The sequence below is a fragment of the Bradyrhizobium sp. IC3123 genome (assembly GCF_020193625.1).
GTDB classification, from domain to species: domain Bacteria; phylum Pseudomonadota; class Alphaproteobacteria; order Rhizobiales; family Xanthobacteraceae; genus Bradyrhizobium; species Bradyrhizobium yuanmingense.
The window spans coordinates 339,775-351,844 of record NZ_JADYVF010000005.1 but is presented as its reverse complement, the minus strand read 5'-3'; the positions used below and the strand labels follow the sequence as shown (position 1 = coordinate 351,844).

At 63.8% G+C, this 12,070-nt stretch carries 10 protein-coding genes; 5 read left to right on the top strand and 5 right to left on the bottom strand.

Features of this window, described 5'->3' with window-relative positions; translation table 11 throughout:
• Window positions 1-103 precede the first annotated feature (103 nt).
• The 3 genes from I6F20_RS19170 to I6F20_RS19160 all read right to left on the bottom strand — a co-directional run bounded on the left by I6F20_RS19170 (window position 104) and on the right by I6F20_RS19160 (window position 5,498).
• The gene (locus I6F20_RS19170) at window positions 104-3,475 is read right to left on the bottom strand and encodes an AAA family ATPase (RefSeq protein WP_225127390.1); all 3,372 of its coding nucleotides are present in this window, start codon (window positions 3,473-3,475) and stop codon (window positions 104-106) included.
• 37 nt (window positions 3,476-3,512) lie between these two features.
• Entirely contained in the window at window positions 3,513-3,899 is a 387-nt protein-coding gene (locus I6F20_RS19165; protein WP_050995959.1) for a YybH family protein, read from the bottom strand.
• Window positions 3,900-3,998: 99 nt separating this feature from the next.
• The gene (locus I6F20_RS19160; protein WP_225114417.1) at window positions 3,999-5,498 is read right to left on the bottom strand and encodes a Spy/CpxP family protein refolding chaperone; all 1,500 of its coding nucleotides are present in this window, start codon (window positions 5,496-5,498) and stop codon (window positions 3,999-4,001) included.
• Window positions 5,499-5,695: 197 nt separating this feature from the next.
• Here I6F20_RS19160 and I6F20_RS19155 point away from each other — a divergent pair, with 197 nt between their 5' ends.
• Window positions 5,696-5,842: a hypothetical protein gene (locus tag I6F20_RS19155; protein WP_225127611.1), complete on the top strand. Its 147-nt coding sequence runs from the start codon at window positions 5,696-5,698 to the stop codon at window positions 5,840-5,842.
• A gap of 278 nt (window positions 5,843-6,120) precedes the next feature.
• Here the strand turns inward: I6F20_RS19155 and rocD are convergent, their stop codons facing one another.
• Window positions 6,121-7,335 carry an ornithine--oxo-acid transaminase gene (gene rocD / locus I6F20_RS19150; protein WP_225127389.1) on the bottom strand — a complete coding sequence of 405 codons (1,215 nt, stop codon included), beginning with the start codon at window positions 7,333-7,335 and terminating at the stop codon, window positions 6,121-6,123.
• Between the two features lie 231 nt (window positions 7,336-7,566).
• Complete coding sequence (locus tag I6F20_RS19145) at window positions 7,567-8,787, bottom strand: cytochrome P450 (RefSeq protein ID WP_225127388.1); 1,221 nt, start codon at window positions 8,785-8,787, stop codon at window positions 7,567-7,569.
• A 120-nt stretch (window positions 8,788-8,907) separates the two neighbouring features.
• Here I6F20_RS19145 and I6F20_RS19140 point away from each other — a divergent pair, with 120 nt between their 5' ends.
• From I6F20_RS19140 to I6F20_RS19125, 4 genes are all read left to right on the top strand, one after another.
• The gene (locus I6F20_RS19140) at window positions 8,908-9,450 is read left to right on the top strand and encodes a phosphonopyruvate decarboxylase (RefSeq protein WP_036025804.1); all 543 of its coding nucleotides are present in this window, start codon (window positions 8,908-8,910) and stop codon (window positions 9,448-9,450) included.
• Window positions 9,447-10,037, top strand: a complete 591-nt coding sequence (locus I6F20_RS19135) for a thiamine pyrophosphate-dependent enzyme (protein ID WP_225127387.1) — start codon at window positions 9,447-9,449, stop codon at window positions 10,035-10,037. Before I6F20_RS19140 ends, I6F20_RS19135 begins: the two co-directional genes overlap by 4 nt.
• Window positions 10,038-10,172: 135 nt before the next feature.
• Window positions 10,173-10,874 (top strand): TetR/AcrR family transcriptional regulator, encoded by a 702-nt coding sequence (locus I6F20_RS19130; RefSeq protein ID WP_063822469.1) that lies wholly within the window; start codon window positions 10,173-10,175, stop codon window positions 10,872-10,874.
• A 1-nt stretch (window position 10,875) separates the two neighbouring features.
• The gene (locus I6F20_RS19125) at window positions 10,876-12,069 is read left to right on the top strand and encodes an efflux RND transporter periplasmic adaptor subunit (RefSeq protein ID WP_036004727.1); all 1,194 of its coding nucleotides are present in this window, start codon (window positions 10,876-10,878) and stop codon (window positions 12,067-12,069) included.
• Window position 12,070 lies beyond the last annotated feature (1 nt).

Here is a 12,070-nt window from a genome sequence, read left to right as displayed (position 1 = left end):
GCGGAATTGCCTCGTGTCCAGATCCAATAACGCAAGTACAGGGTTGCCGTATCATCTGTGTGCTCGCTGTGCGGCAACGTCTGAAGCTTGAAAAGGCGCGCGATCATGATCGGGAAAGCTCCTCCATGAGCGCCTTGGCGGAACGAAGGTCCGGCGTTTCGAAGCCTTCCGTAAACCAACCGTAAACCGAGCCAAGAAGGCACCGCGCGTCGGCTATCCTACCCTGGTCGTGCCAAAGCCGAGCCAAACTCATTGCGGCACGTAATTCAAAGGACTTTGCGCTCTGGCTTTGGGCGACCTTGAGTGCAGTTTGCAAATACCCCTCGACCTCGTCAGCTGGAGCACCACGAATCCGGTGCAGTTCGCCATCGATGCATGCAAGTTCTGCCTCCCACATATGCTCGTCACTGCGCGCGGCAAGGACCTTTGCTTCGGCAAGGGCAGCGACGCCGTTGTCGTAGTCACCTAAGTGGAGGTAGGTGGCCGCGAGCATCCATAAGTACCGAACCTGGTACCAACTGGCTCCGAGCCTGTTCCGCTCGTTCAGACTGAGGCGCATGAGCTCCAGGCCGCCCTCCACGTTGCCCTCTTGGGCCATGGCCCAGCCCCGCAGGATGAGGCCGCTCTCGCGCCAATAGTTCAAGCTGTTCTGATCGGCGAGATCGATGATGGCCTCGGCGTGCGCTTTGACGGCCGCCACGTCACCCATTAGCTCCGCAGTGGCCGCCCCGGCATAGACCTGCACATGCGCGGTAAGGTTCGTCTGATTCAACTCAATAGCGTATTGAGATGCGGCACGGCTAGTCCGCTGAGCCTGTTCGGGGTAACCCAGAATCCAAAGCACAATCGCTAAGTAGGGTAGCGCCGAGGCCTTCGGGTCATGTACGTAGTGCACAGGCGGCGGCCGATGCGCCCCTGGTTGATAGCGCCTCAAGATCGTTTCGAACTCCGAGCGTGCGGTTAGAAAATCACCGGCATGCATGGCGGTGAGCGCAGCCAGACGATGCGCAGCTAGTTCCAGTGCTGTGTCACTGGTGCGCTCGGCGGCGCGCTGCGTTTCGGCAACGAGGCTCTGCATGGCAGCAAAGTCGCCGCGCACGAAGTGGAAGATGAATTTGCCGCTAAGGGTGGAGAACAACGCACCCGTGTCGTCGAGTTCATAGCAGAGCGCATGAGCCCTGTTGAAGGCTGTGCCAAGCTGCGGAGCCGTGTATCCGTGGATGGCAATCAGTGGACCTCCGATTGCTGTTTGCAAAGCGAGTTCCTGACGATCGCGCTCCGGGCCTGGTGGATTGGACTTGAGCGCCTCCAGCCCCCTTGTGAGATGAGTGATCGCTTCGAGATTTGCGGAACGCCCAGCCGCAATGCGGCCGGCCCGCAGCCAATAGTCCACCGCCTTTCCTACCAGTCCACCCTCGGTGAGATGCAGAGCGATCGTCTCCGGCTCTGCCTCAGCACGGGCAGGGTAATGTTGATCGAGAGCTGCAGCTATGCGGGCATGGATCTGCTGCCGCTTGCTCTTTAGAAGACTCTCGTGCGCGATGTCCTGCACCAGCGCATGTTTGAAGCTGTAGCCAACATTCGGAGGCACGCCACGACGGAATATCAGTTCCGCCGCCAATAGATCATTGAGAGCATGCTGGAGCGCGTGTTCGTCGAGCGCCGTTACGGAGCGGAGAAGATCGTGTCCGAATTCGCGTCCGATGCAAGCTGCAATCTGGGCAACCTCCTTGACCGGCGCCAACCGATCAAGGCGGGCCATCAACGAGTCCTGCAGCGTCGTCGGAATCGCTAGCGGCGGCAGCGGGCCGATCAATTCATAGCGGCTGCCGTGGTCTTTGAGCAGTCCGGATTCCACGACGGCCTTGGTGAGCTCCTCGACGAACAACGGCACGCCATCGGTCTTGGCCAAAATCTGCTCAAGCACCTCCTGGGGGAGTATTTTGCCGCCCGTAATCCGGTCAACGACTGCCGCCCCTTGCCTACGTCCTAATCGGCTTAGAAAGAGCGCTGTCACGTGTCCATGACCCGTCCAGCGCGGAACGAACTCGGGCCGGAAGGTAATGATCATCAAGATCGGAAGCCGCTGCATCTCGTCGACAAGCCGATCGAGAAATTCGAGCATGGTAGGGTCCGCCCAATGGACGTCCTCGTAAATGGCAAGGACCGGCTGTCTTGCCGCCAAGCCTTGTATCTGTTCCAGAAGGGCCTGGAATGTTCGCTCCTTCTTCTGGTGTGGACTAAGTGCAAGGGGTGGGTATCTGTCCCGTGTCGGGATTGCCAAGAGGTCCGCGAGAATCGGCGCGCTCTCCTGCACATCGTCCGTACCAAGCGCGAGCATGGCCTCGAGTTTGTCGAGCTGTTCGTCGGAAGCGTCCTCCCGCCGTATTGCCGCTGCTCGTTCAAGGAGGCCAACGACGGGATACAATGCGGTGTTGGTATGAAATGGTGAACAGAAATGGCTCAGTGGCGTGTGCGGCACACGTGCGACTTGGTCGCGTAAGGCTCGCACGAGCCGCGACTTGCCAATGCCGGCTTCGCCGCCGAGCAGGACGATCTGTCCTTCCCGCTCCTTTGCCTGCTCCCAGCGGTCCAAGAGCAATGCAAGTTCTTCATTCCGTCCGACCAGTGCGGTCGTTGCCATGCCGTGCTGGGCCTCGAACCTGCTCTCTGCTGCGCCTTCACCAATGACCAGCCACGCCTGCACCAATTCCGGGAACCCCTTGAGAGGCACTCTGCCGAGGTCGTGGTATGTGAAAGCTTCTCCGAGTAGGCGGCGCGTTGACTCGGCAATCACCACGTCACTGGGCTCGGCCAAACCCTGCAGTCGGGCTGCTAAGTTTGGTGTTTCGCCGACGACTGCGCGCTCGCGAGCCTCTCCCTCGCCAATCAACTCGCCGACGACGACCAGACCGGTTGCGATGCCGACGCGAGCGGCGAGCGCTGCACCACTGGGTTCGGTAAGCGATGCGACCGCCTTGGTCACCCGAAGCCCAGCGCGAACGGCGCGCTCCGCCTCATCTTCGTGCGCCCGCGGCCAGCCGAAATAAGCGAGTACGCCATCGCCCAAGAACTTGGCTATGTGGCCTTCGAATCGGTCGATCTCGCCGACCACGGTGTTGTGGTAGGCCTGCAAGAGGTCACGCAGCTCCTCGGGATCGCGCCCTGAAGCAAGTGCAGTCGAGCCGACCAGGTCGACGAACATGACTGTGAGCTGTCGACGCTCCGCGTCCGAAGGGATCGATGGCTTCACGTAGCCGGCAGGGCGATTGGCCTCGACCGCCACCGGGGTGATCGGCGCAGCGAGTGCATGGATTGCCTTTAGCACAGCCTTGCGTGGGCCGAGTGGCAAGCCAAGCTCCCGCAGGTCGGCTTCGGTCAGTTCTGGCAAAATTTCGGACGTGATTTCAGCGTCACAAAAGGTCTTTATGTAGCGCTCCAGCCCGAGACCGCGAAGCCATTGCGCGATATCCACGAGAAGCCTCCTCGTGCCGGATCAGGCGACGGTCAGCTCAATTGAAAGTATGCAACTTCAGCTTCAGCGAACCATCTTCCTGTCGCTCAAACACGTGGGTTGCGATGCCGCCTGCAGGTTGGCGGGTGCCATCCGGTGTCTTACCGTTGGCGCTCCAATGGGCCGTGCCGTAGACGATCTTCTCATCTCCACCGGTGTCGATGACGACCAACCTGTGATCGGTGAATCCGCTTGAAAACAGCCCAGCAAAGAAGCTCTCGATCTCTGTCGGACCGGATATCACTTGATGCGTCGGCGGCAACAATTTGGCGTCTGGCACGTAAGTCGCCGCGATAGCCCTGGCATCTGCTTTGTTGAATGCTGAATCCCACGCGGCGTACGCCGCAGCAATGTCGTGTTTTATGGAGGAAGCTAAGGCTGTCATGATCCCTCCCTCAATCGCGGGCTTGCTTTCGTTGGAGAACGATTACGTCACCTGACGTCGTTCGACCGCTGCAAATTGCAACGAGGGAACGCGACGCCCTCATTGGGCTGCGAACTGTTGCAGCCTGTTGAAGCGCGCCTTCTGCTCGCTGCTCAGCGTGGCATAGAACTCGTCCAGGGCGGGTTCGACCAGCTTGGCGGCCGTCAGCATGGCCTCGAGCCGATGCTGCATCGTCTCCAGCCGTCCGACAGGTGTCAGCGGCGCATCGTTCGGACAGGCCGCCTGTAGGCCCTCAACGCCCTTCGCCGTCGCTTCGCTGAGGCGGTCGAGCGCCTCCTTCTGCTTGCCGGCTGGGTGGAGCACAGCCTCGATCCTCTGGATCGGCAACTGCGTCAGCCCGGACTTCGGATCGCCACAGCCCTCGCTACTCGCCTCCTGCTGCTGCGGCGAGCGCTCGCCGACATTGGGGCCAAGCGCGTTGAAGCGGGCCTGCTGCTCGTCACTGAGCGAGTTGTAGAAATTCTCCAGTGCCGGTCGAACGATCTTGACGGCTTCAAGCGTCGCGCTGATGCGGTTCATCATCGCGCGCAAGCGGCCAGGGGGAGTCAGTGCATAAGTCTCCGCGCAGGAATCCTTGAACACACCGGCAGCGTTGGCCGCCGCGGTCTTGAGCTCGTCCAGCAATGCGCGTTGCTCCGGCGTCGGCCGCACCGCCTGTGCGATATCGGCAAGCGGCCAGGCGGTCACGCCCTTGTCCGGCGTGGCACACAATTGCTGAAGCGTCTGCGGGCTCACGCTGGCACGCTGGCGCGCGCGGTAGCCGCCGCCGGCTTGAGGGTAGTCATACGAGTTGGTGCTGGCATAAGCGGAGTAGGGGCCGTCACCGCCCCAGAACACGGTGTCGACGAAGTCGTCATAGGCGTACGCCCAATATCCGGGCTCGTAGCCATACGACCAGAATGTGTAGTTGAAGATGTCGGAATAGGCGTAAGGCCAGAACACGGGCCCAAGCCAAGCCACGAACACCGCGGGATGACGGTGACGCCAGGCCTGCCGGGGTGCCCAGCCGCTTTGGCGCGTGACGAGAGCCGCTTGGGTCAGCGCAGTGGACTGCTCGCGGAAGCGTTCCGCAAACCGTCCGCGCTCGGCGGCCTGCGCAGCGGCTGCAAGTGCCGGAGCGCGCTCCGCCGGAGCCTGCAGCCCAAGCCGCTGCTGGCGCGCCAGGTCAATTTGCTGCGCGCGCTGCTCTCGGCCAAGCAAGCGGTTTTGCGCCTGGAGCATTCGCTGCTGCGCCCGTTGCGCTTGCACGCCTTCGGGCTTTTGCGACTGCAATTGCTGCACCCGCTGCTGCAGGCGTTCGATGCGGGCCTGGCGCTCCGTCGTCTGGCGCGACAGCATGTCGCGCTGCCGCTGCTCGACGTGCTGCGAGCGCTGTTGCACGCGTTGCTCGCGCTCAAGAAGACGGCTCTGCGACTGCAGCAGCCGTTGCTGCTGTTGCTGCGCCCTTGCGCCTTCCGGTTTCTGCGATTGCAGTTGCTGCACGCGCTGCTGCAAGCGGTCGATGCGGTCTTGGCGTTCCGCGGATTGGCGCGAAAGCATCTCACGCGGCGGTCCCGAACGCTCGCTCACGGCCGGGGGTGCACTTGGGCGCGAAGGGGCGGCGATCTGCGGCGTCGGCCGCGGCGCCATCGCCGGACGTTGCGGCGCTGCCGGCGGGCGCTGGATTTCGCGCCGGGGCGCTGCCACCTGCGGGGCGGCTCGGGGGGCACTGATTTGTGGGGTCGGACGCGGTGGCGGTGAGGCGATGTGGGGCGCCGGACGTGGCGCCATCGCCGGTCGCTGCGGCATGGCTGGCGGCGCGGCGGGACGCGCCATGGCTGGCGGAGCCGCCGGACGTGCCATGGCTGGCGGTGCTGCTGGCGGTGCGGCTGGACGAGCCATAGCCGGTGGTGCTGCCGGGCGGGCCATGGCCGGTGGTGCTGATGGCGGCGCTGCGGCTGGTCCTGGTGGTCCTCCACCCCGTCCGTGTCCGAGAGGTCCCTGGGCTGGCGCGCTCGTCGTCAGCATCGAGACGCCAACCAAAACAGCCGTCAGGCAAACGCCACGCGGAAGCATGATCCTAGCTCCCAACTCGTAATCGCCCACGACTTTCAACGCACAGACTGTGGAATCGTTCGTCCTTGGCCACGGCCGGCATTGCGATCTTCCGACGCAGCCAGTCTCAAGAGAAATCCTGCGTCAGGATCGCGGCGAACCGCTCCAGCGCCCAGTCGACCTGGTCGCTTGTGATCACGAGCGGCGGGGCGATGCGGATCGTATGCTCATGGGTATCCTTGGCGAGGATGCCCTTGCCCTGAAGCGCCTCGCAATAGCGGCGTGCCAGCCCGGCCTCGGGATGCAGCTCGACCGCCAGCATCAGGCCGCGCCCGCGCACCTCGCGGATCGTATTGGCGCGAATGTCCTTCAAGCCCTCCAGAAAGCGCGCGCCTTGCCTCGCCGCGTTCTCGATCATGCCTTCCTCGACCAGCACGCGCATCGCCGCGCGGGCCACGGCGCAGGCAAGCGGGTTGCCGCCGAAGGTGGAGCCGTGCTGCCCGGGTCGCAATGTCCCGAGCACGTCGTTGTTCGAGAGCACGGCCGAGACCGGATAGAAGCCGCCGGACAGGGCCTTGCCGAGCAGCGTCACGTCCGCCTCAATTCCCTCGTGCTGTTCGGCGAGCAGCTTGCCGGTGCGACCGAGCCCGGTCTGGATCTCGTCGAGCACCAGCATCACGTTATTGGCGGTGCAGAGCTCCCGGACCTCAGTGAAATAGCCGGCCGGAGGAATGACGACACCGGCTTCGCCCTGGATCGGCTCGACCAGAAAGGCGACCGTATTTGGGGTGATTGCTTCCGCAAGCGCCGCGGCGTCGCCGAACGGGATGACCTTGAAGCCCGGCGCGAACGGCCCGAAGTGTCCGCGTGTCTCGGGGTCGGTTGAAAAGCCGACGACGCCCAGCGTGCGTCCGTGGAAATTGTTGGCACAGACGATGATCTCGGCCTGGCCGTCCGGCACGCCCTTCACCTCGTAGCCCCATTTGCGGACCGACTTGATCGCGCTTTCCACCGCCTCGGCGCCGCTGTTCATCGGCAGCACCTTGTGGGAACCGGTGAGCGCGGCGATCTCCTCGTAGAACAAGGCGAGCTGGTCGTTGTGGAAGGCCCTCGAGGTGAGCGTCAACCTGTGCGCCTGTTCGACCATCGCCGCCAGGATCTTGGGGTGGCAGTGGCCCTGGCTGACCGCCGAATAGGCCGATAGGCAATCAAGGTACCGGTTGCCTTCGGTGTCCCAGACCCAGACACCTTCGCCGCGCGACAGGACGACCCCGATCGGCTCGTAATTACGGGCCCCGAAGCGCGCTTCTGTTGCGATGAAATCAATGACCGACGAGCTCATCTGCCGTCACTCCATTGCTGCGCGCGGGGGCGTCAATCGACTGCACCGGCGGGTCGCGCCCAAATGAATGTGGGTATCGGTTTGTCAGCTCGGAAGCCTTGATGCGCCGATGGCGCGGCGCGGCCTGATAGTCCCGAAATGTCAGGTGGTTCTGCCGGGCCACAGGGCACCGTTCCGCGACCCAGGCTCTACTGTGCATGGGGTTGTTTTCGCAGTTTGGTTGCCGGCCCCTCAGCCAAGCGCGCAGGGCACGCTCAAGAAGCCGCGGAACCGCACCCGTCCGCCGCGCACCGGCTGACCGCTGACGGCATAGTTCGGAAAGCGCGCCAGGAAGCGCGAGATCGCAATCGCCCCTTCCAGCCGCGCCAGGGCCATGCCTGCGCATTGATGCGCGCCTGTGGCGAAGGCGAGGTGCCGGTTCGGCGTGCGCGCGATATCGAAACGCTCGGGGTCGGGAAACTGCGCGGGGTCGCGATTGGCAGCCCCGATGCACAGCGTCACCGACGTGCCGGCATCGAGCATGACGCCGCCGAGCTCGACCTTCTCGGTGGTCATGCGGTTGCCGAGCTGGTTGGAGCTCTCGTAGCGCAACATCTCCTCGACCGCAGTCTTGATCATGTCCGGGTTCTCGATCAGGCGCTGCTTCTGGTCGGGATGGCGGTCGAGCGCCACGAGGCCGTTGCCGATCAGGTTGGTGGTGGTCTCGTGGCCGGCATTGAGCAGGAAGATGCAATTGTGCAGCAGCTCCTTCTCGGTCAGCCGCTCGCCGTTCTCTTCCCCCTGGATCAAACGCGTCAGCACGTCGCGCTCGGGATTGCCCGGCTTCGCGCGCCGCCGCGACACCAGCGTCTGCAGATAAGCGAGGAAGTCCGCCACCGCCTTGTTGCCGCGCGCAGCTACTTCGGGCGACACTACGGGTTCGAGAGCACCCAGGATCGCCAGCGACCAGTCGCGCAGCGGCCCGCGCTCCTCGTGAGGCACGTCGAGCAGGTTGCCGATCACCTCGATGGGAATCGAAGCGGCAAAATCCTCGATCAGTTCGCAAGCGCCCTTGGTTTCGATGGCATCGAGCAGGCCGTCGACCAGCTTGATCAGGTCCCCCTCCATGCTGGCGATCGCGCGCGGCGACAGCGCGCCCATGATCAGGCGGCGGACGCGGGTATGGGACGGCGGATCGTTGAACACGAGGCTCGTGGTGTGGTGCTCGTAGAGCGGGGTGTCGCCGTATTTCGGCGCGAACTCGCGCTTCTTGTCCGAGCTGAACGACTTCGTGTTCTTGTAGGTCGTGACGAGATCATCGTAGCGGGTCAGGAACACGGTGCCGCTCCGCAGGCGCTTGACCGGCTCGTTCTCCCGCAGTGCACGATAGGTCGGATAGGGGTTGTCGTAGAACTCCGGCGTCAGCTTCTCGAGGTCGAAGCTTGCGGCCAGCGCCTTCGCATCTGCGTTCATCCCGTTATACTCGCCGGTTAAAGCCGATATGCCGTTTTTGTTGTTCTGGTCGGCGCATGCATGCGTCTACAGTCTTCGCAGCTTTAGTCTTGGCACCTTGCTAGCCGACCGGACAGGAAAATGCACGCACGCGCTGACGCTGCCGACACGGCGCCGAACTGGCCCGACGATATTTTCGCGACCTTGCAGCGCTTCGACGTTCGGCAGGTGCCTTATGTTCCGGACGCCGGTCATTCCAAGCTGATCCAGCGCGTGCTGGACTCCTCCACCATGCGCGGCATTGCGCTGACGACGGAGGAGGAAGGCGTGGCGCTGCTCGCCGGCGCCTGGGCGGGCGGACAGCGCGGCGTGCTGCTGATGCAATCGAGCGGCGTCGGCAATTGCATCAACATGCTGTCGCTGATCCCGATCCTGCGCTTTCCGTTCCTCACGCTCGTGACGATGCGCGGCGAGTGGGGCGAGTTCAATCCGTGGCAGGTGCCGATGGGCTCGACCACGCAAGGCGTGTTCGAGCTCTCCGGCGTCAAGGTGCTGCGTGCCTCGCACGCTGCCGAGGTGCCTGCCGTCTTGGAAGCGGCCGCGGCGCAGGCCTACAACGCGCTGACGCCAACCGCCGTCCTTCTGTCGCAGCGCCTGATCGGCGCCAAGGTTTTCACCAAATGAGCAAAGCCAATCTCCTCGACCGCCGGCAGGTGGTGTCCACGCTGCTGGCGAACCGCAAGAACGTCGTCGCGATCGGCGGCCTTGGCGCTTCCACCAACGACTTGTGCGCCGCCGGCGACCACGCCCGCAACTTCTACCTCTGGGGCGGCATGGGCGGCGCCGCGATGATCGGGCTGGGTCTGGCGCTGGCGCAGCCGAAGCTGCCGGTATTGGTTATCACCGGCGACGGCGAGATGCTGATGGGCATGGGCAGCCTTGCCACCATCGGCCTGCAGAAGCCGGCCAACCTCTCGATCGCAGTGCTCGACAACGAGGCCTATGGCGAGACCGGCGGCCAGACCAGCCACACCTCCGCCGCCGCCGACCTCGTCGGCATCGCCAGGGCTTGCGGCATTAACGACAGCCGGGCTGTCACGACCATGGCCGAAGTCGAAGCCTTCGCCAAAGCCGTCCACGACGTCTCTGCGGGTCCGCGCTTTGCCAATGTGAAGATCGACAGCGCCGGCCTTGAGCGGATTCTGCCGACGCGGGACGGGACCTACATCGTCAACCGGATCCGTGCTGACCTCGGCTTCCAGCCGATCTAGGCGGTCCGTCCATCCCCGAACGCCTGCACGCGGGCCGTGCAGGCTCGACCAATTTCCATTGATTCTAGGTCGCACGCAGGTTGCGATGCAACATAGTGCTTGACTCCTGCGTGGGTGAGTGCTTACTCACCCAGCATGAGCTCATTGCGTATGACGAGCGACCTGAGGCGTCAATTGATCCTCGGCGCCGCAAAGCGCTGCTTTGCCCGACACGGCTATAACGGCACCACGACCAAGAGCGTGGCGGCCGCCGCTGCCATTTCTGAAGCGCTGCTGTTCAAGCATTTCCCGTCCAAGGCGGCGCTCTACGCCGAGATCCTCAGCGACGAATGCGAGGCGGATCCCGCTCTGATGGAGCTGCTCGAGCGCGAGCCGTCGACGGCTACGCTGGTCGAGGTGATCCGCGGCATGGTCGAACACTTCCTCCAGATCGCTGACGGTCCCGATCAGGAAGAGGCCCAGCGCCTGCGGCTAATGGCCACGAGCCATTTGGATGACGGCGAATTCGCCCGATTGCTGTATGCCAAGATCGAGACGCTGATCGGCGCTGTCTTCGTCGCCTCGCTCGAGCGTGCGGTTGCGAGCGGTGACGCGCGGCCCTGCGCTGGCGATCCGCTCAACCTGTTCTGGTTCGCGCATCATGCGGTGATGACCGCGGCGCTGACCAGGCTGCCGGCCACGCCCTGTCTTGCTTATGGCAGGGCGACCGACCTGGAGCGGCAGCTCTGTGAGTTTCTCCTGAGGGGTATCGGACTTAACGACGCCGCAATTGCTTCGCATCTGGGCCGCAATCAGGCCGCGGATGCGAACCGGGCGGCGATTGCAGAAAGTGCATGACATGAACATCGTGGCCGAAAACAAGATTTCGGGGCAACCGATCGACAACAAGGCTCCCAAGCGTCCGGTCCGGCCAGTGCGCTGGTTCATCATCGTTGGCACGCTTCTGGCCGTGCTCGTCGGAGGGCTCGTCTGGTTCAATTACTTCCGCGGCCAGATGATCAAGCAATTCTTCGCCAACAACAAGCCGCCGCCGACCGCTGTCAGCGCGGCCGAGGCGAAGTCCGAGGTGGTGCCGAACCTGCTCACCGCGGTCGGCAGCCTCGTCGCCGTGCATCAGGTCGACGTCAGCGCCGACGTCAACGGCCGTGTCACCGCGATCAAGTTCGAGCCGGGCACGCGCGTCGAGGCCGGCACGCCGCTGGTGCAACTGTTCGACGCGCCCGAGCAGGGCGATCTCGCCAATTACAAGGCGCAAGCGACCGTCGCGCAGCTGTCGCTTGAACGCGCCAAGCAGCTGGCCTCGCGCCAGTTCGGTCCGCAGGCGACCGTCGATACCGCGCAGGCTGCCTATGACCAGGCCCAGGCGGGCATCGCCAAGACCGAGGCGTTGATCTCGCAGAAGCTGGTGCGCGCGCCGTTCGCCGGCGATCTCGGCATGCGCAAGGTCGAGGTCGGCCAGTATCTGACCGCCGGCACGGCGATCGTGTCGCTGACCGATCTGTCCGAGCTGTGGGCCAACTTCACGGTGACGGAAAAGGATTCCGGCAGCCTCAAGGTCGGCCAGGTCGTGCGGTTGAAGGTCGACGCCTATCCGGGCCGCACCTTCGAGGGCAAGATCACCACGATCGAGCCCCAGATCTCGACCGATACTCGCAACATCCGCGTGCAGGCCACGATTGCCAATCCGGAGAAGATCCTGAAGCCCGGCATGTTTGTCACCACGACCGTGGTGCTGCCGGAAAAGCCGGCCGTGATCACGGTGCCTGAAACGGCAGTCGATTACACGCTGTACGGCGACTCGGTGTTCGTGATCACCGAGAAGAAGGAAGAAGACGGCAAGACCAGCCTGTCGGCGGTGCGCACCTTCGTGCAGACCGGCAACCGGGTCGAGGGTCGCGTCGAAATCGTCAAGGGCCTGAAGGTAGGCGACAAGGTCGTCGCTCTCGGCCAGCTCAAGCTGCAATCAGGCGCGCCGGTATCGATCTCGACCGATCCGGCCCCGCAGATCCCGGCGCAGCCGCCGCGCTACTGAC

What these genes read in the sequence shown, in the direction of transcription:
- I6F20_RS19165 (WP_050995959.1), bottom strand. Translation starts at nt 3,899, where the DNA reads ATGACAGCCTTAGCTTCCTCCATAAAACACGACATTGCTGCGGCGTAC.
- I6F20_RS19160 (WP_225114417.1), bottom strand. Translation starts at nt 5,498, where the DNA reads ATGCTTTCGCGCCAATCCGCGGAACGCCAAGACCGCATCGACCGCTTG.
- rocD (WP_225127389.1), bottom strand. Translation starts at nt 7,335, where the DNA reads ATGAGCTCGTCGGTCATTGATTTCATCGCAACAGAAGCGCGCTTCGGG.
- I6F20_RS19145 (WP_225127388.1), bottom strand. Translation starts at nt 8,787, where the DNA reads ATGAACGCAGATGCGAAGGCGCTGGCCGCAAGCTTCGACCTCGAGAAG.
- I6F20_RS19140 (WP_036025804.1), top strand. Translation starts at nt 8,908, where the DNA reads ATGCACGCACGCGCTGACGCTGCCGACACGGCGCCGAACTGGCCCGAC.
- I6F20_RS19135 (WP_225127387.1), top strand. Translation starts at nt 9,447, where the DNA reads ATGAGCAAAGCCAATCTCCTCGACCGCCGGCAGGTGGTGTCCACGCTG.
- I6F20_RS19130 (WP_063822469.1), top strand. Translation starts at nt 10,173, where the DNA reads ATGAGCTCATTGCGTATGACGAGCGACCTGAGGCGTCAATTGATCCTC.
- I6F20_RS19125 (WP_036004727.1), top strand. Translation starts at nt 10,876, where the DNA reads ATGAACATCGTGGCCGAAAACAAGATTTCGGGGCAACCGATCGACAAC.